The sequence below is a fragment of the Streptomyces sp. NPDC015242 genome, assembly GCF_043079125.1.
Lineage (GTDB): Bacteria > Actinomycetota > Actinomycetes > Streptomycetales > Streptomycetaceae > Streptomyces.
In genome coordinates this window covers 418,416-439,633 of sequence record NZ_JBIBUF010000002.1, presented here as the reverse complement: position 1 = coordinate 439,633, position 21,218 = coordinate 418,416, and the positions used below count along the sequence as shown (strand labels likewise).

Annotated in this window: 15 protein-coding genes and 1 pseudogene; 8 read left to right on the top strand and 8 right to left on the bottom strand. The window is 65.0% G+C overall.

The features are described from left to right. Nucleotides 1-11 precede the first annotated feature (11 nt). Nucleotides 12-890, top strand: a complete 879-nt coding sequence (locus tag ACF07N_RS07400) for an MBL fold metallo-hydrolase (RefSeq protein ID WP_392109506.1) — start codon at nucleotides 12-14, stop codon at nucleotides 888-890. 32 nt (nucleotides 891-922) lie between these two features. Here the strand turns inward: ACF07N_RS07400 and ACF07N_RS07395 are convergent, their stop codons facing one another. Then, nucleotides 923-1,399, bottom strand: a complete 477-nt coding sequence (locus ACF07N_RS07395) for an Asp23/Gls24 family envelope stress response protein (protein WP_383323727.1) — start codon at nucleotides 1,397-1,399, stop codon at nucleotides 923-925. A 412-nt stretch (nucleotides 1,400-1,811) separates the two neighbouring features. Here ACF07N_RS07395 and ACF07N_RS07390 point away from each other — a divergent pair, with 412 nt between their 5' ends. Then, nucleotides 1,812-2,480, top strand: a complete 669-nt coding sequence (locus ACF07N_RS07390) for an esterase/lipase family protein (RefSeq protein WP_392111062.1) — start codon at nucleotides 1,812-1,814, stop codon at nucleotides 2,478-2,480. Nucleotides 2,481-3,326: 846 nt separating this feature from the next. On the opposite strand, the gene ACF07N_RS07385 is transcribed toward ACF07N_RS07390, so the two are convergent. The 4 genes from ACF07N_RS07385 to ACF07N_RS07370 all read right to left on the bottom strand — a co-directional run bounded on the left by ACF07N_RS07385 (nucleotide 3,327) and on the right by ACF07N_RS07370 (nucleotide 13,595). After that, nucleotides 3,327-8,783 carry a DEAD/DEAH box helicase gene (locus tag ACF07N_RS07385; protein ID WP_392109502.1) on the bottom strand — a complete coding sequence of 1,819 codons (5,457 nt, stop codon included), beginning with the start codon at nucleotides 8,781-8,783 and terminating at the stop codon, nucleotides 3,327-3,329. Next, nucleotides 8,780-9,673, bottom strand: a complete 894-nt coding sequence (locus tag ACF07N_RS07380; protein ID WP_392109499.1) for a hypothetical protein — start codon at nucleotides 9,671-9,673, stop codon at nucleotides 8,780-8,782. Before ACF07N_RS07380 ends, ACF07N_RS07385 begins: the two co-directional genes overlap by 4 nt. Next, nucleotides 9,660-11,705 carry a hypothetical protein gene (locus ACF07N_RS07375; RefSeq protein ID WP_392109496.1) on the bottom strand — a complete coding sequence of 682 codons (2,046 nt, stop codon included), beginning with the start codon at nucleotides 11,703-11,705 and terminating at the stop codon, nucleotides 9,660-9,662. Before ACF07N_RS07375 ends, ACF07N_RS07380 begins: the two co-directional genes overlap by 14 nt. 1,029 nt (nucleotides 11,706-12,734) lie before the next feature. Beyond that, a complete protein-coding gene (locus ACF07N_RS07370; protein ID WP_392109493.1) occupies nucleotides 12,735-13,595 on the bottom strand; it encodes a DUF7019 family protein in 861 nt (286 codons plus the stop codon). A 545-nt stretch (nucleotides 13,596-14,140) separates the two neighbouring features. On the opposite strand from ACF07N_RS07370, the gene ACF07N_RS07365 reads away from it, so the two are divergent. Both ACF07N_RS07365 and ACF07N_RS07360 read left to right on the top strand, forming a co-directional pair. After that, nucleotides 14,141-14,521, top strand: a complete 381-nt coding sequence (locus ACF07N_RS07365) for a hypothetical protein (RefSeq protein ID WP_392109490.1) — start codon at nucleotides 14,141-14,143, stop codon at nucleotides 14,519-14,521. Beyond that, nucleotides 14,518-15,993: a caspase domain-containing protein gene (locus tag ACF07N_RS07360; RefSeq protein WP_392109487.1), complete on the top strand. Its 1,476-nt coding sequence runs from the start codon at nucleotides 14,518-14,520 to the stop codon at nucleotides 15,991-15,993. The genes ACF07N_RS07365 and ACF07N_RS07360 overlap by 4 nt, the downstream gene beginning before the upstream one ends. Before the next feature lie 412 nt (nucleotides 15,994-16,405). Here ACF07N_RS07360 and ACF07N_RS07355 read toward each other — a convergent pair whose 3' ends face one another. From ACF07N_RS07355 to ACF07N_RS07345, 3 genes are read right to left on the bottom strand one after another with little or no spacing between them, the layout of a single operon-like run. Continuing rightward, the gene (locus ACF07N_RS07355; protein ID WP_392109484.1) at nucleotides 16,406-16,786 is read right to left on the bottom strand and encodes a hypothetical protein; all 381 of its coding nucleotides are present in this window, start codon (nucleotides 16,784-16,786) and stop codon (nucleotides 16,406-16,408) included. After that, a complete protein-coding gene (locus tag ACF07N_RS07350; RefSeq protein WP_392109481.1) occupies nucleotides 16,786-17,211 on the bottom strand; it encodes an ATP-binding protein in 426 nt (141 codons plus the stop codon). The genes ACF07N_RS07355 and ACF07N_RS07350 overlap by 1 nt, the downstream gene beginning before the upstream one ends. A gap of 46 nt (nucleotides 17,212-17,257) precedes the next feature. Then, nucleotides 17,258-17,665: an NUDIX hydrolase gene (locus ACF07N_RS07345; RefSeq protein WP_030851880.1), complete on the bottom strand. Its 408-nt coding sequence runs from the start codon at nucleotides 17,663-17,665 to the stop codon at nucleotides 17,258-17,260. 107 nt (nucleotides 17,666-17,772) lie between these two features. On the opposite strand from ACF07N_RS07345, the gene ACF07N_RS07340 reads away from it, so the two are divergent. From ACF07N_RS07340 to ACF07N_RS07325, 4 genes and pseudogenes are all read left to right on the top strand, one after another. Then, complete coding sequence (locus ACF07N_RS07340; RefSeq protein ID WP_392109478.1) at nucleotides 17,773-18,561, top strand: GntR family transcriptional regulator; 789 nt, start codon at nucleotides 17,773-17,775, stop codon at nucleotides 18,559-18,561. A 165-nt stretch (nucleotides 18,562-18,726) separates the two neighbouring features. Beyond that, nucleotides 18,727-19,083: pseudogene (locus ACF07N_RS07335) on the top strand (hypothetical protein). Continuing rightward, on the top strand, nucleotides 19,083-20,459 hold the full coding sequence (locus ACF07N_RS07330; RefSeq protein ID WP_392109475.1) for an FtsK/SpoIIIE domain-containing protein: 1,377 nt from the start codon (nucleotides 19,083-19,085) through the stop codon (nucleotides 20,457-20,459). The pseudogene ACF07N_RS07335 and the gene ACF07N_RS07330 overlap by 1 nt, the downstream one beginning before the upstream one ends. Before the next feature lie 84 nt (nucleotides 20,460-20,543). Then, on the top strand, nucleotides 20,544-21,215 hold the full coding sequence (locus ACF07N_RS07325; protein ID WP_392109472.1) for a DUF2637 domain-containing protein: 672 nt from the start codon (nucleotides 20,544-20,546) through the stop codon (nucleotides 21,213-21,215). Nucleotides 21,216-21,218 lie beyond the last annotated feature (3 nt).

The window sequence follows — 21,218 nt, the reverse complement described above, 5'->3', positions numbered from 1 at the left end:
GGGAGAGCACCATGCCGCGACCGCCGGACCACGCCACCGGCACCGAGAGCGACACGGCCGACGACACCCTCGACGTGCACTTCATCGGCAACGCGACGGTGCTGCTGTCCTACGGCCCGCTCACCCTGCTCACCGACCCGAACTTCCTCCACCGGGGCCAGTACGCCTACCTCGGGTACGGCTTGCTCAGCCGCCGCCTCACGGAACCGGCCCTGGACGTGAGCGAACTGCCCCGCCTCGACGGGATCGTGCTCTCGCACCTGCACGGCGACCACTGGGACCGCCGGGCCCGCAGGCACCTGGACCACTCGGTGCCGATCCTCACCACCCCGCACGCGGCCCGCCGCCTGCGGGTCCTGCACCGCTTCCCCCGCACGGCCGGCCTGCGCACCTGGACGTCCCTCACCCTGGAACGCGGCGGAGCCCAGGTCGCCGTCACGGCCCTGCCCGGCCGCCACGCCGGCCACCCGGCGCTGCGCACGCTCCTGCCGCCGGTCATGGGCAGCATGCTGGAGTTCGGCCCCACCGGCGGCCCGCCCCGCCTGCGCCTGTACGTCTCGGGCGACACCGTCCTCCACGACGGCCTGGACGAGATCACCCGGCACTTCCCCGCCGCCGACCTGGCCGTCCTGCACCTGGGCGGCACCACGCTCCCCGGCGGCTTGGTCGTCACCATGGACGGCGCGCAGGGCGCCGAACTCGCCCGCCGCCTGCGCCCCCGCCTCGTCCTGCCGGTCCACTACGGCGACTACACGGTGATGCGCTCACCGCTGTCGGCGTTCCTGGCCGAGACCGACCGGCTCGGCCTCGGCGACCGCGTCGTCCACTGCGCCCACGGCCGGCGCGCACGCGTCACCGCCACACCCGGCGCGGCACCCACTGTGTCCTGACGCGTCAGCCGGTCAGCCGGTCAGGCAGGCCCTCAGGCCACGCGCCTGCCCTCCTGCCCGGCCCCGGACTCCTCGTCCTCCGGCTCGTCCGGCAGATGGACGTCGCCGACGGCGATGTTGACCTCCACGACCTCGAGACCGGTCATCCGCTCCACCGCGTTGACGACGTTGCTCCGGATGTCCGCGGCCGTGTCGGCGATGGCGGCGCCGTACTCGACGACGACGTCGAGATCGACGGCGGCCTGACGCTCGCCGACCTCCACCTTCACGCCCTGGGTGACACCACTGCCGGAACCGGTGCCCGGCACACGCTGGCGCACGGCGCCGATGGCCCGGGTCATCCCGCCACCCAGGTGATGCACCTCCGGCACTTCCCGGGCGGCCATCCCGGCGATCTTCGCGACGACCGTGTCGGCGATCGCGGTACTGCCCCGGGTCTCAGGAGCACCTCTCTGCCCCTGCGATGCCGTGGCCCCGTTCTGCTGCGTGCGCTGAGTGGTCTCGGTCATGACCGTCACCTCGATGGGGGTGAGGGGGTGAGCAGCGTCGTTCCTCTCCACGGTAGAACAACGGTTCCTATGGGGCGAAAGTGACAATCTGCGGCACGGCGCACGCCACTCCGGGGCGCGGCACGACAGGCGCTCAGGCATGGTGCGCGCCAGTGACGCGTGGCTGCGGTCCAGCCGGTCCTCGACCTGCGGCCCTCGACCGTTCCAGAAGCCCACCGCGCACGGCCGGAGGCTCGGGTCCGGCCGCGACGGCCACGCTCATAAACGCTACGACATGGAGCGAAACCGCAGGTGGCAGGCACTGCGCCAATTCCCGCACGGCTATTGACTCTGCTGACCTACTGGGAAGTAACCTCCTCCCGGCCTCCCCCACAGAGCCGCCGATCACCAGAGGTACGCGTTGAAGAAGTACGTGCTTCCCGCCGTCGTGAGCACTCTGCTCGCATTCACGTCCGCCGCTCCGGTCCTCGCCGCCGATGCATCGACTTTCGGCCCGCCCAGCCACCCTGTCCTGTTCGTTCACGGATACAGCTCGTCCGGCTCCTACTGGAACACCATGGCCGACGCCTTCCGAGCCGACGGCTGGCCGTCGTCCCACCTGGACCAGTGGAGCTACGACTGGCGCCAGTCCAACGCCACCACCGCCCAGCAACTGGCAGCCGAGGTGGATCGCCTGCTGGCGGCCACCGGCGCATCCAAGGTCGACGTCGTCACCCACTCCATGGGCGGGCTGTCCAGCCGGTACTACGCCAAGAACCTGGGAGGCAGCGGAAAGATCGATGCCTGGGTCTCGCTGGCCGGCCCCAACCACGGCACCGACTGGGCCAACGGTTGCGGCTACACCTCCTGCTTCGAGATGCGCATCGGGTCCGCCTTCCTCACCTCGCTGAACTCCGGCGACGAGACCCCGGGCACCCCGCGTTACGGCACCTGGTGGTCGCCCTGCGACACCATCATCAACCCGGACAGCAGCGTCTCCCTGAGCGGGGCGACCAACACCCAGGCCGCCTGTCTCGGTCACAACACCATCGGCTCGGATCCGACGGTCTACGGCCAGGTGCGCGACTTCATCAACGGCTGAGGCGTCGCCTTACGGCCGGGCAGCGGCGCGGACACCGCCCGGCCGTGAACCGCACTCCGCAGGAACCGGCACGACCGCGACGGTCACTCCGGTGACCAGGTGAACGCCGCAGAACGACGGGGGCGCCGCATCAACTCCCGACTGAATGCCCGTCAATTGAGCTGCATGGGATGAGAACAAACGGGTCGTCCGGTGATCGTTCGCCGGGATGGCCAGCGTAAGGTCCTGCACGCACTGGTGCTGTTCTGATGCTCACGAAGTGGTACCTGGAACGGAAGCCGGCCTCCGAACTCGCCAAGTCCTTCGCCTGCTCGTCGCCCTCCTACCCATCGCCGACACTCGCAGCCGGACACTGCCTTGAGCCGGGCGGATGTGACCACGCTGTTGAGTAGGCAGGATCAGGGAGTCAAGACGGGGCTGTCGGCATACGCGGACATGACTCCGGGCCGTGCACGCCTGCACATACGCGAAGACCCCGCACTCAGCGTTTCCGCTGGTGGCGGGGTCCTTGGGCACCTCATGCTTGGTGCCCCCGGCAGGATTCGAACCTGCGCACACGGCTCCGGAGGCCGCTTGGGTCCTGGGCAACGCGGCAGGTCACGGCCCTGCACGTGGCGCATCAGACGGGGTGAGTCCACGAATGGTCCACGGTTCTCGGAGAACCTAGGAGTTGGATCCGATCGCGGTCCGCCTGCTGCCGCCGACTGGTGCGACGGCCGGACAGGGGCGCTGGCGTACGCCCCTCGTCCGGCGTCGTTGAGGTCAGCCGTGGATGTCAGAGCCTTCTAAGTTGCAGCTTGTAGTACCGGTAGGACACAGCATCCGGAGACCCGCGGCCCACATCTGTCACCGTCGTCGGGCAGCCTCCAGGCAGTCCAGGATGCGGACAGGGCTTTTCTCTAGGGTGAACCAGTCGGCGACAAGGACCCGTGAAGCGTTCTGAGTGTGCGCTCGCGCGGCGTTCAGAGCAGTGTCGAGCCGAGGGCTGACTAGCCTCCCCTCGCATGCCTCGAGCGGATGCTTAGCAATGACCACCCACGGCTCCCTGCGGTAGGTCAGTTGGAGCATTGAAGTCGGTCCCTCCAATAGCACTTCCCCTCCGAAGAGCGACTGGAGTGCGGAGAGCGACCGGGCGCCGCGTTGCGCGTCGTCGGGGAGGTTGCTACTGCGCAGGACCTCAAGCAGATCCGCGGCCAGCCTCCAGTCCAGTAGGGGGTGAACCGCCATGTTGGAGTAGTCGCGCAGACACCGGGGGCAGGAGGACTTGCAGATGCCTGCATGTCCAGGCTTCCGAAGCTCCATGATCAGTTCGGTGACGTCGTCCATGAAGGGGGCAAGACCCGGCGACGTGCCCAGGTGTGTGCTGAAGCCGGCCCCGTTCTCTAGGGAATCAGCGAGGAAGGCGTACATGGCGTGGCCATCCGAGTGAGGGCCCGTGTGCACGCCTGCGACCAGCTCCTGCCGAGCCATATCGAGATGCAGTGCTGCCGCTGCGCGGAGCAGGAACGCGAGGGAATACCAGGCAGCCCGGCGGCCCTCGCTCAGGTCCTGCGCGTACAGCGGATTCGATTCCTGGGTGAAGTTGAGCCGAAGGCCGCGTTCAGCGTCGGTGGTTGCCTGGGGGCCGATGAATAGGAAGTCCGTCTGGAGTCGTGTGCTGAGTGCTACCTCGAAGGGATCGCCGTGGGCTCCGAAGCCTTTCGTCTGGTCGACGCTCGTGGTGGCGATGTATCCGCCCCAGTTCCCGGTAGCGCGGCGGAACGAAAAGAGTTTGCCGCCGTTGTCATTGATCACGTAGCGCGTCGCAGGACCTGCATAGACGTCTGCCTCGTGCCAGGAGTTCCTCGTCAGGTCGGGGAGATTGACCGACGCTCGTGAGGTCACGGTCCTCGGTGACCACGTGAAGTTCCCGTCGAAGTCCCGGTCGTACCGGGCTCGGAACCCAGCTGGCTCCCGCAGGTCGACGACGGTGTACTCGCTGGATCCGCAGACTTTGCAGACGGCCCTATCTCCCGTGGGAGTGGTGTCGATGGAGTTGCAGGTCTGGCACAGTCCGACCGTCTGGTGGTGTTCGAGGGGTTCGTCGATATACCTGGGCTCGCGGGACAATTTTGCCTCGAACTCCGTGACGCCAACTGCGACGTACACCTCGCCGTCCCGGATGGACTCGGCACCGGGGGAGAATTCGGAGACAGCGATGGCGATGTCCCGGTCGATCGTCATGTCCGGCGGCCAGGGATAGGAACGCTTGGGCCGTTCCAGGTAGAGCTGGCGCACTCTCGTGGGGAAGCCGAACATCGGAAGGATGCCAGCGTGGGCCAGGCGCTCGCTGAGCTCCTGAGCACCAACAGGCTGGGCTGCGATGTTCGTGATCGCCTTGATGACGTGATCTACCCACGCACCGTCGGGGCTTGAGTCGTGCTCGAAGGGAGTGAACGCGGTCAGGGCGCGCGCGGCCGAGGTGATCTCGTTTGGGTGTTTGGTCAGCCAGTCACGTACGTGCGGCTCGGCAGCGAGCCAGGAGTTGGCGAGCCCGAACTCTCCGTGGGGATTGCTTGTTCCGCCGATGGCGGGAAGTGCTGCATAGGCGAGGCGCAGTACCTCGGCGGTCAGGGCACGTTGGAAGATCTCCTTGCGGTCCAGGGTGAGGTACGGCGGCTGGGTCGGTTCGTTGGTGATCGCATCAGGGTTGGCGAAGTAGTGCTCGTCGTGACTGCGGCCGCGGCAGACCGTGAGCGCAACAGCCACCGGGTTGGACCGGCGGCCAGCGCGACCGACGCGTTGCTGATAGTTGAACCGGCTTGGCGGCATGTTCGCCATCACAACTGCGGACAGCGGGCCGATGTCGACGCCGGCCTCCATCGTGGTAGTGACGGAGAGTAGGTCGAGTTCGTGTACCTTCTCGATTTCGTCTTGAAGAAAGACGCCCTGGAAACGGGCCTGCCGCGCCTGTGCTTCGCTGCGGCCAGTCTGACCGGTGAGTTCCGCGCTATTCATGGGAAACTCACCGCGTCGGCTGTGTGCTTTCCACGCGTAGTAGTCGTCCTCCCACGCTCGTTCGACAGGGGCTGAATCGGCGGGGAGCGTCGCATGACAGCGGATGCAGACGTCAGCGGCGTCGGTGAGGTGCCTGCAACCACACGTCGAGCAGACTTTCATGGTGGGGCCTGGCTGCCGGATACATACCTTGGCCGGGTCGATGAGGTATTCCCGTACGGAGTTACCCCATGCCTTCTCCGCTTCCTGCTGGACGCTGTCCTCGTCCCATGCAGGGCCGCGAAGGAGGGCGACCGCTTTCCAGTAGGTTCGAAGCTTGCTGGGGGCTTTGGTGCGCGGATCCCGGTCCATGCCGTTGAAGCGTCGCATGCCGGCCAGGAGCCGGAGGCTTGCCTGGCCAAGTGACGTCGGGTCTGGCGCCGGTTGAAGGATGGAGATGTAGCCGAGCCCAATGGACTCAACATCGCGCCCTCCGCCGGAGAACAGCGATTCGAGAGCGTTCTCGAGTAGCCCGCCCTCCGAGCTGAATGCAGCTGCTTTGTCGGCTGCACTCGCATAGTTGCTGAGCTTGGGCTGGTCGCCCGTCCAGTCGTAGATGGAGTACCAGTCAGTGCCATTATGGCCTTGGGTGGAACGCATCGTGCCTGCAGGATTCACGCCCAGCCGGAGAAGCCTCGGGTGAACTCTGCTGCGTACGAGGTCCCACAGTGATGGAGCGGTGGCGAGCTGGGCTTCCGCACTCAGGACAGCTTCCTCGTCGCCGCGCATCACGGCGAAGAGGAGTTCTCTTACCGCCTCGGGCATAACCTCTTCGAGTTGTGCCACGGCATCCTTGACCTCTGCGGACTTGTCGCCGTTGGCCAGAGCACGGACTGCTGCGATACCCGTGGCCGAGGCTTCGAGTTTGCTCAGCTCATCGAGAGTGACGAGGCGTACGAGGTCTTGGTAGTGGCGGAGTGCAATGCCCGGCGCCAGTTTCGCCGCGTCGCGGCGGCTGTCCGTGAAGATCAGCAGTTTTCGGTCACGTCGTTCGCGGAACTGCTCGGCCAGCTCGTCGGCGAGCAGCTGGTTGACCTTCTCGAAACCGGTTCTCATTCCGCGAATTGGGGACACAAACCGGGCTGGGTCTAGCGGAGGCAGCGTCGCTTTCGTGGCGGGGTTCCATGTGCGCTCCCAGTCTGCACCGCAGCACGGGCACCTTGTGGGGAACGCAGGAATCCGGCCGGTGTCGGCCTTGGGTTGTTTGCTGCTGTCCCGGCTTCGCTGGCTCCTGACGTGGAAGCTCCAGCCGGTCCAGTTCTCGCCGTCGTTCTCAAGTTGGCCAGAGCCCGGCTCCAGGCGGCTGCGCCGGAAGGCGAAGGTGACCTTCCCGCCGTCTGCCGTCCACTTGCCGTCGTCGTCGGCGCGCTGGATCTGATCCGTCGGCCAGTAGACGACGTAGTTGTCCGCTGTACGGTCGCTCCTGGATGCGTCGGGAATGCGGCTCAGATCAGGGCTGTCGGGGAGCAGAAAGGAGGAGAAATTGGTCCGGCCAAAGGCGTTGCGCGGGGCGTAACCGCCCAGCATTGCTTCGCCGCAGGAGAGGCAATAGACGAGCTCCAGAACCCGTGCTCCGCAATCGCATGTGCTGCGGGGCACGGTGTACAGACGACCGATGCGCCGCTCCGGCGAAGCGTACTCTGCGGACACTGCCGAGCAGGTTGGGTCCGTGCAGGCCCAGATGCCGGCAACGTTGCGGAAGAACAGATGGATCCGTAGTTGCGGCCGTGCGTGCTTTTCGCCTGTAGTGGCAGTGCGGATGGCCGTCGCGGCGCCCCGCAGCGCGGTCAGCGCCCCCCGAGGACTGCTCTCCGGGAAGAGCCTCGCGGCCAGCTCCGTGGCAGGGATTGCTGGTGGAGCAACGGCAGTCCCGTCTCCTCCCAGCGCCTTGAAGACCGCAGTGTCAGCCCCTGTCTGCTTCAGGAGTTCGGCGGCTTGGTCAGAGGTCAGGTCCCGTTCTGCGGCTTCTGCCAGTACCTGAGCAGCAGTCTGGATAGCCGGGGGGCCCACCGGACGGGGAGCGGGCAGGCCTGGAATGAACTCGAAGGTCTCCTTGCCAACGGCAAAGAACTCCTGGAGGAACTGCCGGTCCTCTGCCCGCTTCTCGTCGAGTGAGGCGGACGCGGCGAGGATGCGCAGCTTCTCAGAGTGGCCTGCGAGGCCAAGGCGTTGTTTAAGGTTTCTGATGAGGTAGGCGACTTCGGTGCCGGCTGTGCCGCGGTACATGTGTAGTTCGTCGACGACGAGTGTGAAGCGAGCATCGGGAGTTGTATCGAGCCACTCGGCGGTGCTGTCGAAGAAACCTCGGTCGCGGCTCCGCTGCAGCATGACGTTTAGCATTGAGTAGTTGGTGATGAGGATGTCCGGAGGGGCGTCGTACATGTCCCACCGAGAGCGCATTTCAGCGCCATCCAGACTAGGGACAAAATACTGCCGCCCCTGCTGGTCCATCTTCGCCCGGTCGACCTCCACCGCCTTTGCATGCCGGGCTTCCGTGGCGCTCAGATGCTTCCGCAGCTCTTCGAGCGAGCCGTTGGAACGGTTCCCCCCTCTCGGGGCGTCGTCCGGCCGCACACCGGTAACAGGCGTAGCCCCGGTGAAGCGGCCGAAGTAGAAGCGGTGGCCCTGGCGGTTTCCCCGCAGCCAGGCCCGGGCAGTTGCGCTGTCAAGAGTCCGGCGCAGACGCACCAGTTGGTCATCGACCAAGGCGTTCATGGGATAGAGGACCATCGCACGGACCGCCTTGGGCCGATGCCCACTCTCTCCTTCGCGCTGGCTGCGGAAGGGCCTGGATGACTCCTGCCACCAGGGGTCAAATGGTGCCGGACCGCCAGTCCAGGACCGAGATTCCCGGATGAGATCCGCAATGATCGGCAGCATGAACGCCTCGGTCTTGCCGGATCCCGTTCCGGCGGTGACTACCGCGTTTTTCCCGGGAGCGGCGGTACCGGTAAGCATGCGCTCCTGGTGTGTGTACAGCTTCATCTCGGGTCTGTCGAAGAGGCCGCATGCGGTGAAAGCACCGAGTTCTCCTGTTGGGTCAGCGTCCCTCATGGACGCCTGAAGATCGCGGTCGACCTGCCGATATTGCGGCCGCAGTTCGATGTAGGGCTCGGCGGAGATACTTCCAGCCTGCTCAAGCAGAGCGCGCCGTTCTGCTTGGAGGTGGTCATCACGTAGCCGGAAGGCCGTGTCGTAATAGCGCAGGTAGGCATCCCGCAGAGCGTCCACGGCTCTGAAGGCATCAAGTCCGGCAGGCGTGGTCACGTGGTCTCCAGCTTTCGGCGAAGGGAACGGGCTATCTTTTCGGCGACGCGGAAGGGAACACCGTCATATTCCGTTGTCTGCCCAGTGAGGCGCGGTGGGAGGCCGGTGCACAGGATCGCGGCTTCGGCATGAGCGGCAGGCAGGTGCATCCGGCGGCCAACGACAAGGGTGCCGAGAGAACTGCTGGTTCTATAGCGCGACTCGGACCGCCAGACGAGCGGGTGGCTGTTGGGCGACAGCACATAGTAGGCGCCTTCCCAGCGATCACTCCTGTACCAGTCGTGTCCGTCGAAGATGGCGTAGCGGGTCCGGTTGCCGTCGATATGGCCCTTGTAGAGGCCATTCCGCGGTTGAGCTCCCACTTCGATCCGCTCGAAGGAGAGGCTGTCCGGGTTGAACCAGTCGGCCACTCGGCCTGTCGGCGGCGCAGTAGTCGCGCCGAGCTTCAGTACGGCCAAAGTATCGGCGAGCCTGTCGGCGGCGCAGGGTTCGGACCGAATACCGAGGGACGTAGCGAGTTCCTCGCGCTCGCCCGATCCGCTGAGATGCCACCACACGGTGGAGGGGTGCGGCATCTGCCAGTCCAGTGAGACCTCGCGGTGCACGACAGCGCCACGGCTGATGTATTCCTCAGCGATCACCGGGCGGGCACCGCTGAGAAGGGTTGTCTTGAAGTTACTGGGCAGCGGGGTGAGTACACACGGCCGCGATTTCCATCGATCGGCCTGCCAGTCGATGTCTGCGATCCCGAGTCGCTGGAGCTGGGCAACCCAGCTCCGGGCCGCTTTTCGGTCCCGAGATGCGGCCCACTCTACGCTCTTGACAAGGCGTGAAAGGTTCCCGGACTGGTGCTCCGCCATCCAGGCAACAATGAGGTCAGGGTCGAACACGGTGGAATCCTGTCTGGGCTGCATGGGCGAGGACGCTTGTGCAGTATCGAGTCCACAGTCGCCTGTGCTGGCCGTTGCGGGGTCCGACAAGAACGAGGCGCGCCCAGTAATGCCGGGCGGCGTCGCTGAGCATGCCTATTTCCGGCTCTCGCTCCTGCAGAAGCGTAATAGTCGTCTCTCCCGTTTCGGGGGTGATGACCAGCCATACCGCCTCCTCAGGGAGGTCGACATAGCACTGGGCTGACTTATCGAGCCCGGTTGCCCTTGCAGTCCACCAGCGTGGTTGCGCAGGACGGTGGGGGAACTCGAACTTGCCCTGCGCTGTCAGAAATCGGACGTCCCCGTTGACGGGTACGGCGATGCGACGGCCGTCCGCCACAGGGTGGCGAGCCGCCACGTGCCTGGTGCCGGATAGATGTTCGTGCAGTTCGTGGAGCGAGAAGTTGACGGACTGCCCGCAGTACTCCAGGCGATAGCTCCCTGGCCGCAAGTCCCGTCCGCGTAGCGGTACATATCCCGGGGCGCTGAGACGCACAGGGCTGCCTCCCAGGCTGGGGTGAAGAAGGGCCTCCCCGCTGCTGTCACCGGACAGCACGACGTCAGGTTCGCCGCCTACGAGGTAACAATGGTGCGCAATGGATCCCGAGATCTTGGCTCGGAGACCACCCACGAGCCGCGCCCGCCGCCCGGCCCGCGTGTGCACACCACTCATTCCAGCTGCAGCCAACGCATTGCTGAGATGCTGCTCTTCAGTGAATTCAACCTCATCCGTCAAGCACCAGCCTGGGACGGATGTCTCGTCCGGCCGGTACCACCGCTCCCCTGCCTCCGCAAAGAAACGCCGGGCTGCCGCTTCCCCTGCGGCATCGAACAGAAGGCGATACGGCTCTCCTACAGCTACGGAGGAGACCTCTACCAACCCTCCCGCCTCTTCGTGCTCACCAAGGAGCACGAGGTTCCGGGGCGGCAAGCAAACTTCTGCAGTCGCGCTTGCGGCTGAGAAACCGCCCGGCAGCGCGTCCTCGATCGAGGGCAGGCTGCCAGGCAGCGTGTAGCGCTCGGCATCAGGCTCGGCGATGTCGACGGTAATGCTGCCGACCGAATGCCTGAGCGTGTCATGCGGAACGTCAGGAGCGCTCGGCGCGTACCAGCTCAGCAGCCACCCATCGACGAAGTCATCGCGTGCGCGGACCAGCAGGCGGATCTCCCGAAGCCCGGACTCCGTCACAACGTCGGGGATGCCCTCGGCAGCGAGTTTCTCCAGGAGCGGCTCGAGCACCTCGTAGTCCGCCCGGTTCTCCAATGCATCTCTGAAACGCCGGGAAAGCCCCCGTTTGTTCGTACTCCAGCGTCTGAGGTGATCCAGCAGCTGGAAACCGGGAACGTGAGCGGCATCGGGAATGGAGTGCAGAAACTCGGCCAAGGCCGGTCGATCCGTCATGCGCACGACGGCCTGGGACTTTGCGTAGTCGATGAACGAGGTCTTCGCCACTCGCCGTAGCGTGCTGACTCCCCGCTCACCACCCTGGGCAGTCATCCAATCATCAAGATCGTGCCAGAGGAGCTGGACGGTCCCCCGATGATCCTTGAGGAGCTTGACGTGGTGGTCCACGGGTACGGCAGGCCTGAGGATCTCAGCGAGCCGGTCGTAGTACGCCGGCGCGCCGGCACCCCGTCGAGCCCGCATCTGGACCGCCGCATACACCGTGGCCGCCAGGAGAGGGAGGCAAGGTGGGGGTTCCTCGCGAGATCCATGCCTCCAGAGCTCCGTGCGCAGAGCGACCGGCTCATACGGGTTGCCCCGCCAGTTCAGCAGCGCCGAGACGGCGTCGCCCAGCAGCGCAGGCCGGGCCTGCTCAACATCACTGCTCTCCAACTCGTAGGAGCCGACGAAGAACAGGACTGGCCTGCCGGCCTGCTCGGGTCCGAAGTACTGCCGGGCGAAGTGTGCCTGCCACCACTCATAAGACGCGACGGGCAACATGTCCGCAGAGCCAGTACTGCCGCCGGACTGCCCATTGTTCCCGTCCACGGCCCACCCCCGCCTTCACAATTCGTGCACGCTTGGCAACAGGATAGGGACTGCCGCTGACATCGCAGCCAATCTGCCTCAAAATCTTACTGCGCGATGGGATGAAATATCCATATTTGTGCGTGGAGGTAGTTTTCTGCAGAGATGTTTCAGGCTGTTGCCCGCGGTCTTCACGGCACTCGCCACGGTGGGCACCGTCATTGGCCGGTCAGTGATGGACGGCCCGTCACCGTCATGCGCAACGCAGACTGGCAGCCGTGCGGGACACGAGTATGTGATCTCGGTGGAGCGCAAGGTCCCGTTCTCATGCATCCCGCGCTGGGCCCCGAGGCCGACGGAGTCCAATGGACAAGGCAAGCGATGTCCACTTGCCCTGGGTGTTGTCGGGGATCTTGGGGAGCTGGGCTTTCGCAGGTCAGGGTGGTGTTCGTGAGCGGCCGAGCGGTCGTCATTGGCCACCGTTGAGCCGCCGCGGACGGCCCAGCCAGCACCGTCATGAGCGCCGACATACCGCGTTGCGCAGTGCCTCGAACCAACCCAGGAGGAGCCACCGCAGCCACCAGAACCAGCCTCTCCGCCTACCTTGTGGCTGCGGCTCCAGACGCGCCGGCATGCGAGGAAGCCGGGGAGGAGTAGAGACACCTGGGCTTTGGCTTCGTCGGCCTCCACCACCGTGCAGATGGCAGTAGCCGTTCCGTCCGGCGTGGTTTCCGCACGCTCGTCCCTGCCGTGTCACCCCAGCGCAATGCCCCATGCAGCGACTCTGGCAGAGCGTGCGCGGGCAGGGGCGGCTGTGGGGCAACTGCTGGCGAAGGCTGCTGAGTTCCGCATATGGAGCCATCAGCTTGGGAAGCTGCGAGCGTTTGCGGCTCATTGAGGCATTGACCTGGGCGAACGGTGGGGATGTGGCCTCCCTCGGCTGCGTCGCTTTACCCGTGGTTCCCCGCTGTTTCCCTCCTGATCTGGTGCGCTTGTGGTGCAGGGCGAACGACAGCTCATCGTCACGGGTCTGCCCGACCTGCTCTGAATTCACCGAAGGAACGGCAGACGGCGACGATCGGCACCAGTAGCCCGGCTACGCAGGTCCGCGTAGCGGGTGACTGATGCCTGGCTCGCGGTTCGGACCCAGACAGGAGCCCCAACCAGAATTCGCTGTGCCCCGCTCATGCTGCCTCTGAGGCGCCAGCGACCCTCGGTCAGCACAACGTCGGTGTAGATCTGGGCGAACCACTCGCTGTCATCGGCATGCCCGAGCGTGTACCCACGCGTCCAGGGTTGGCCGTCCTGCTCTCCTTGATCATCGGAGCTCCCCTGGTACAGCGCTACCTTCAGGGCCTCGACGGACAGCGACTCTGGATCGTCCCACTGCGAGGTGTTCTCTCTACCTCGACTCTCCAGCAACTCAGCGATGGCGTACCAGGCGGACGAGAACCAACCTGTCTCGGGCGCATCTTCTGGACGAAGTACTCGGCCAAGGAAGTTGTCCATGCTCCCGAACAGCACGAGATCGACCTGCTGGCCTCTGACACTGGCCGTCCTGATGTGAAACAGTGCTCCCTTGTCGCGCTCGGGTCCCGCCGTGAACCTGGCCATGTGGACCTGTCCGACTCCCTTTGCGAAGCGGGCACGTGGCGGCGTGTCGAAGCCAACGACGGCATGAGCACCGAGGGCTTTCTCGATCTTGCGTGCAGTTTCGAAGCGGGATAGGTCTCCACGTTCCTTGTTGCTGACCTCTGCTCCAACGCCCTGGGGAGCGGCCTTGACCGCCCAGTTGAATCGACCTTTGAAGTTGATGCCGTTGTCGGATGCAATCGCAGCCACACGGCGATCTGACCAGTACAAGTAGCTGCCTACACCGTCTCCGCGCACCGCTAACTCTCCCTGCGTCATCGTTCGCGTCCACCGGGCTGGCTGGGACAACTACGTACTATCCCAGTGAAGGGCTGGAGTTGCGGCGTCCTTGGTCAGAGGGGCTCTCTGACTGGCATGGTCCAACACCGCTTTAGGAGAGAGGCTGGGGCGTATGGCTGGCGACCTGGAGTTTCAAGGCCTGGTGCGACACCCAGCAACTCAACCGCTAGACACTCTCGTTGACCGTGGCTGACCCCTGGATCTGGCACGGCAGTGGCACGAACCTCAGCCGACGACAGCCGGCCACGACGGCGGGTACGCCGGCCGACTACGCACGCGTGTGCCTCGCTGCACCCCCACCGGCCTCAGCCACGCTGCCGCTGCCGTCGACCAGAGCAAGCCGCGACGGCCGTCCCGTATCGACGATGCCTGAGCCCCTAGCTTGGGTAACTGCGAGACGCTCTCCTTGACTGTGGCTAGGACTGCTCCGTGTTGACCAAATTGCCCAAAGCAGCCACGAGACCCCACGTTGACAGTAGAATCACGAAAAGCCCCAATCGTCTACCTGGAGGGTAAACAAACCGTTGACTCCCAAATGGCCTGTCGAGGCTCAGATTAGTGTCACCGAACTTGACGAACGGAAGCAGCTTGAATCTCTGGATTCTTGGCTGCGGCTGGATTCAGCTTTCAGGGGGCGAACAAGGCTTTCCGGTACGCCTTCAGAAGGTGATCTAGGTACGGCGGTTGAGCTACTCGCTGTCGCCATCGGTAGCGGCGGCGTAATCTCGGTTCTCGCAACCTCGCTGAGCACATGGCTTCAGCAACCGAAAAAAGCTGACATCATATTGAAGGTCACAGGGCCGAACGGAACCACCGTGGAGATTGACGCCAAGCGTGCTACTCCACAAGAAGTAACTGAGCTACTTAATAAAACACTCGGAACTGAAGAGGGGGCGACCGAATGAGACTTCCGGATAGTGAAAAATCCCGCATCGTTTTAATCGGCTCCTCTCGCTACGAATCGACAGAACTTCCCAACGTTCCAGCCATTGAGAATAATGTATCGACGCTGTTCGACACTTTTACAGCAAAAACCACAGGCATTATTGCTCCACAAAATTGCACCACCCTGCTGAATCCCGGAGATCAGTCCAGTGTCGGCGAATTAGTAACCTCCGCATCAGAGGAAGCGGAAGATCTCCTTCTGATCTATTATGCGGGGCATGGACTTCTTAGTGCGGCTCGTCATGAACTATTCTTGTCCACCACTAACACGTCACCGGGTTTGCGGCTTCCGTTCACTGGAGTGGACTATTCGCATATTCGCGACGCGTGCGTGGAAAGCCGCGCCAGGACTCGCGTAGTAATTCTAGATTGCTGTTATTCGGGTCGAGCAATCTCGGGAGCTCTATCAGCCTCCGAATCAGATGCCTTCTTCTTTAATCAGATTCAAGTGGCTGGCACCTATGTGCTTGCCGCCTCGCCAGGTCATGGGGTAGCAAAGGTCCACCCTGGGCAGCGGTTCACAGCATTTACTGGTGAATTTCTGCGTATTCTGCGGCAGGGGATCTCAGGAGCCGAGAGCCTGTTGACGCTGAATTCCATCTATAAGCATCTGCAATCTTCGCTCCGGGCTAGCGGAAATCCTATTCCTCAACAGCAGATCACCGAAAATGCAGACGTTATGGCTTTAGCTAGAAACGCAGCATTCGATCATAGCGTTCGAGATTACGAGAAATCCGTGATCGTATCTCCTGTCAGCATTGCGTCCGGTGTGCATCCTCTAAGTTCAGGCACATTTATCGATGATGCTGTGGTGGAAGTGCCGCGCGTTCCGCGAACCCTTGCGGGACGGGAAGAACTGGTTCGCGCCAAGCCGCCGAAATGGGATTATCTCCTTTATGCGTCTTCCTTGCGGCTCGGAGTGGAGTCCTTGAATGAAAAGTGGGCGCAATACGAAGCTGGTCGCTCATCTCGGTCTCGCCATATGAGTGTTGCGCAACTTTGCCACTGCGTCGATAATTCACTAGAAACGCTACAGAAAATTACCCACCGAATCGAGGGATGTCTGAGTCAAGAGCTGCAAGATAGAGCCTTCGAGCAGTCGGCAGATCAGGCTGATCCTGGCCTCATCATGCGCATGGCGAGCGATCTGGTAGGCGTTTATGAAGACTACATGGACTGGGCTATGGCAATCAGGGGAATTGTTGCGCCTCACAAGGCTGCCCGCCTGATCGAAATGACTGCTCTCATTGCAGACACTCCGGTCCGCGAAGTGAAGGATTTTATCCAGCAGTACTTTGATGAAATTGACGCGCTGGGTGACCGGTATGCGTCCAGTGAAGTGGCATCGATCAATATTAGCTTGAAGCTCGAAATCACCCTCAATCAAGAGGTACTCGACGCATTCTTGGAGGAGCGGACAAAGCTAAACTAGCCCGCGATACTCTGACATGCCTGGTGCTGGACCGCTGGCTCTGGAAGGTTGGTTCGGAGTGAAACCGATCGGGTCAGTCGCGCGAGCTGCGCAGCGAGCCCCTGGCGCTCGGCCGGTAACCGTTCACAACCCCTTTCAACCGTCCGAGCATGCTTCAAGCGTTGGACAGCACCCGGATTCTCGCTCATCGAGGCTCGCGCCAAAGTGGCTTTGCAAAGCCGTGGAGCCGGCTGCCCCAGCCACGACGTACCCCTCCACCCCCTTCTGCGGCAGGCGGCTGATTGTTGTGCCCGCGGCCTGGCCCCCGGCCGGGCTGGAGCGGGACGGAGGCAGGAGCGCAGGCCCGGCCGGGGGCCGGGCCGCGCGCGGTGAGCGGAGCGAGCCGCCTTGAACCAGTAGAGAAAGTTGTAACTCAATCGGTGGCTCGGGGCGTGAAGCCGTATGCGCAGGCTGGGAGTTCCACCCCTTGGCGGTGGGCCAGCGGTAGGAAGACCACTGGTCGGATCGTCCATGTGATGCGGGTGCTGGCGTGGGCCAGAGAGACTGTGCAGGGTTCCATGCGTAAGAGGGCTCGTCGCGTGTCGATGCGGCCGTCGTAGAGCCAGGCCCAGGCCTCGTCGGAGGCGTCCGGGTCGAGTGCCGGTGAGATCGTGCGCAGAGCGACTGCTACCCATCTGTCGGCCTGTGGTGCTGAGTAGGCGTCGAAGGATGCCGGGAGTGCCGGCCACCCCGTCTCGTCGTTGACGTCTTGCGTCCAGCACTCGCACCAGAAGCCCCGCTGTGGCTTGTCCATCAGCACGGGTGTCCTCCGGGCTGGGTGTCCGTGAAGAGTTCGGCGGTGACGGTGTAGCCGCTGTGGCTGCCGTGGACGATGACCCGGTGTGCGATGACGCTGACCATGCCCAAGCCGCGGCCGTGTACGGCGTCCTCGCTCGGCTGCTCGACCTTCGGGGCGGTGCCCGTCCCTCCCTCGTCTGTGACTGACAGGGCGACCACCTTGGGGGAGACCGCGAGGGCCAGGTGGAAGCTGCCGAGTCCGCCGCTCGCGGTGTGGAGGATCGCGTTCGCGCTCAGCTCGCTCACGATCAGCTCGGCGTCATCGGCCAGGGGCGATCCCCGCAGGATGTCCCGCGTCCAGCGGCGGGCCCGGCTCACCTCTTCTGGAAAACCTGGGCAAGTGAGTCCCCAGACCCGGGCGGTGCTCGTATACTCGTGCATACAAGTTTCTTCGTGCTGGTAGGCCGCCATGTGCAGCGGGTTCGGGCTAGACGAGTTTCACGCCGTCGTGCGCGCGGATGGCCGGCGGGGACACCGCGTCGAGTGCGTCCAGGACGCGGATCGCGTATGCCTCGTCGGCGAGTTCGATGACCTCTTCGCGGGTGGCCCAGCGCAGTGCACGCGTCTCGTCCCCGGTGGTGGGCGTGCCGTCGGCGGCCTCACAGCGGAAGACCATGGAGACGATCAGGCCCTTCATGTTCTTGTAGATCCCGGTCAGGGTCGCGGGAAGCGCGATCTTGATGCCGGTCTCTTCGAGGACTTCGCGCTGGAGGGCCTCGGGGATGGTTTCCTCGCGTTCGAGGACTCCGCCCGGGGGTTCCCAGTGGCCGTTGTCGCGGCGTTTGATCAAGAGGGCTCGGTCCTGGTCGTCGACGATGACTCCGGCGACGCTCACGGAGTGCGGACGGTCGGTGCTCACGTTCCTCTGCCTTCTCGGATGGCTAGGCTCTCCACCGTAGCAACAAAGCTCGCCCACTCGTCTAGATACCTAAAGGAGTACACGTGCCCTCTCTTTCCTCCGGCCTCCTCGGCGATCTCGACCCCACGAGCGATCGTGCGGTCTTCCGGCAGATCGCCGACCAGCTGCGCGAGGCCATCGACCGTGGGCGATTCAAGGAAGGCGAAAAGCTGCCCTCCGAGGCCGAACTGGTCGAGCATTACGGGGTTTCCCGCATGACGGTTCGAAACTCCTTCTCCGTCCTCCAGGGCGAGGGCCTGGTGCATGCCGAGCACGGCAAAGGCGTCTTCGTGCGACCACGACCGCCTGTCAGGCGGCTCGCCTCCGACCGGTTCGCCCGGCGCCACCGCGAGCAGGGGAAGTCCGCCTTCATCGTCGAGGCCGACGCCGCCGGCAGTCACCCGCAGGTGGACAGCCTGGAGGTCAAGGAAGAGAAGGCCAGCCAGGACGTCTCCACCCGGCTCGGATCCGTGCGGCGAGTGCTCGCCCGGCGTCGCCGGTATCTGCTGGACGGGCGGCCGGTGGAGTTCGCCACCTCGTATCTGCCGCTCGACATCGCACGGGGCACACCGATCGCCGAGCCCAACCCCGGACCCGGCGGCATCTACGCTCGGCTTGAGGAGCTGGGCCACCGCCTCGACCACTTCGAGGAAGAGATCCGTGCCCGGATGCCCTCGCCCGACGAGGTGCGCACGCTGCGGCTGGCCTCTGGTGTGCCGGTCCTTCACCTGATCCGCACCGCCTTTGACCAGGAGGGGCGAGCCGTGGAGGTCTGCGACACGGTCATGGCGGCCGATGCGTACGTCCTGTCGTACCAGCTCCCGGCGACGTGAGCGCCTGATCGGCGGTGGTGCGCGGGGCTGCTTTCCCGAACTCGTACACCCCAACAGGCTTACTCGTATAGACGAGTGGGCAAGTTGTGTGGCATGGTGGTTGCCGTTCCCGGGGATCGGGTTCGAACGCCGCATCTTGTATAGACGAGTAGATGGAAAGAAGTCTTGCGTACCATCCGTGTAGAGACCTCGGCCGCAACGATCCTGCTGACCGAGGCGCCCGAGCCCAAGGTCCGCGACCGGCAGACCGGCGAGATCGCCAAGGACGCCACCAGCGGAGAGGCCCTGATGACGATCGGCGTCGTCTACCTGGAGGACGGCGAGTCGTCGCTGATCAAGGTCACCGTTCCCGAGAGCGGAGTGTACTAGGGGCTCGCGCTCGGAGCTCCGGTCTCGCTGCCGGGGCTGGTCGCCCGGCCGTGGGAGAGCGTCTTCAACGGGCAGCAGCGCCACGGCATCGCCTACCGAGCAGCCGCCGTGACACCGGCCGCCTTCCCGGCCGCCACCGGGGCCGCTGCCTGATGACCGACCTGACGACACTCCTGGAGGTGGGTGGTCCTGTCGCCGCACTCGGCGGCGGGGCCGCCTACGCCCGGGCCAACCACCCCGGCGTGTACTGGTCCACAGTCGGCCTGCCGATATCCACCGCCCGGCTCCTCAGCTCCTACGGCTCGGTCATGGAGGCCTGCGGCCTGACCGTGGCTCCGTCCCGGCTGCGGATGCTGGCGGTCAAGGCCACCACTCGCCGTGAAGTCCGGCCCGTACCGCCGCGACGGGGCATCATCCGGCTCACCTCGACCGGGCTGCGGCTGCGGCTCCGGCTCGCTCCGGGGCAGGAACCCGCCGACGTCGCCGCCTCGGCGGAACGGCTGCGGCACGCCTGGGGCGTTCACGCCGTGTACGTCTCGACGATCAAGCCCGGTGTGGTCGAACTGCGGCTGGTCGGCTTCGACGTGCTGCGGCGGGTACGGATGCCCCGCAAGGTGGACGCCGGGTTGCTTCAGGTGCCGGTGGCGCTGCGGGAAGACGCAATGCCCTTCGTACGCGACTACCGGGCCGTACCCCACCAACTCACCCTCGGCGCCACGCTGTCGGGCAAATCCATGTACCTGCGGCACCTGATCGCCGGGCTCGCCTCCCAGCCGGTCGCCCTGGTCGGGATCGACTGCAAGCGCGGTGTGGAGCTGGCGCCGTTCGCGGCCCGGCTCTCCGCGCTGGCGACCGAACCGGAACAGGCAGCAGAGCTACTGCCCGTGCTCGTGAAGGAGATGGAGGACCGATACGACCTGATTAAGGCCCGGCAGGGCATCGCTCCGGACACTCCGGCCGAAGAGATCACTTCCGACATCTGGGGACTGCCCGAGTCCGAACGCCCCGTTCCCCTCGTGCTGTTCGTGGACGAGGTGGCCGAACTGTTCCTCGTCGCCACCAGGAAGGACGAGGAACGCCGGGATGAGATGGTCACCCAGCTCATTCGCCTTGCCCAGCTCGGCCGCGCGGCCGGCATCTACCTAGAGGTCTGCGGGCAGCGCTTCGGCGCCGAGCTGGGCAAGGGCGCCACCATGCTGCGAGCCCAGCTGACCGGCCGCGTCTGCCACCGAGTGAACGACGAAGCCTCCGCGAAGATGGCGCTCGGCGACATCGCACCCGAGGCAGTCTCGGCTGCCTGTGCCATCGCACCTGAACGCCCCGGCCTGGCCGTCGCGGGTGACACCTCCGGCGGCTGGTCGCGCATCCGCACGCCGTACTTGTCCCTCAGCGATGCGGCGGCGGCCTGCCGAGAGTCCGCACACCTGGTGCCGGATGTGCCCGCGCTCAAGCCCTTCCTGCCAGAGGTGGCCGTACGGCCGGTCGCATCTCCGGCCTCGGTCGTCGAACCCCGCCCAGCTACCGGCTGACCTCCTCCACCAACCCCGGCCGGCGCGACCGCCTCACGCCAAATCCCTACCCCTCCCATGCCTGAATCCGGAAGGAGCCGCATCATGCGCGCCCAACTGGCCCGCGTTGACGCGGTGCTCATCCAAGCCGTCATTGCTGCCGCGCTGTCCTTCGCCCACCTGCACGACATCGCCTCGGCGGCCGGGCAGGACGGATGGAAAGCGTGGGCCTACCCGATCAGCGTCGACCTGTTGCTCGTCGCCGCCTGGCGCCGACTGCGGTCCGGGGAAGCCAAAGCGGCCGGGTGGTGCTGGTTCGTCATCGCGCTCACCGCCTCCCTCGGAGCCAATGTCGCAACCGCCGGCCTCCTCGACATGAATCACGTACCGGCTTGGCTGCGCATCCTCGTCGCGGGCTGGCCCGCGGTCGCCTTCCTCGGCGGCACGCTGCTCGCGCACTCCTCACCGACAACGCTCGACCAGGCCGCTGGCTCCGGCAGGGACAGCGAGGTCCATGACCGCGCGGTGACGCCAGAACCCCGTCCCGAGCTGCCTGCACACCCGGCCGCCGAACAAGCCCCGCCTCAGCAACCGGCCGACGAGCAGGAGCCACCCGAGCATCGTGCAGTGCCCGTTCCGGCCGCCCTCGTCACACACGCCCGCAAGGTCGCTGCCGACCACCAAGCCCGTACCGGAACACCCATCGACACTCCGACCCTCCGCGCCCGCCTTGGCGTCCCCGCGCCCATGGCCGAAGCCATCGCCACCCACCTCTGAAGG

Coding starts and splice junctions, on each gene's coding strand:
- ACF07N_RS07360 (WP_392109487.1), top strand. CDS start 14,518: ATGAGACTTCCGGATAGTGAAAAATCCCGCATCGTTTTAATCGGCTCC.
- ACF07N_RS07355 (WP_392109484.1), bottom strand. CDS start 16,786: ATGGACAAGCCACAGCGGGGCTTCTGGTGCGAGTGCTGGACGCAAGAC.
- ACF07N_RS07395 (WP_383323727.1), bottom strand. CDS start 1,399: ATGACCGAGACCACTCAGCGCACGCAGCAGAACGGGGCCACGGCATCG.
- ACF07N_RS07325 (WP_392109472.1), top strand. CDS start 20,544: ATGCGCGCCCAACTGGCCCGCGTTGACGCGGTGCTCATCCAAGCCGTC.
- ACF07N_RS07350 (WP_392109481.1), bottom strand. CDS start 17,211: ATGCACGAGTATACGAGCACCGCCCGGGTCTGGGGACTCACTTGCCCA.
- ACF07N_RS07400 (WP_392109506.1), top strand. CDS start 12: ATGCCGCGACCGCCGGACCACGCCACCGGCACCGAGAGCGACACGGCC.
- ACF07N_RS07330 (WP_392109475.1), top strand. CDS start 19,083: ATGACCGACCTGACGACACTCCTGGAGGTGGGTGGTCCTGTCGCCGCA.
- ACF07N_RS07370 (WP_392109493.1), bottom strand. CDS start 13,595: ATGACGCAGGGAGAGTTAGCGGTGCGCGGAGACGGTGTAGGCAGCTAC.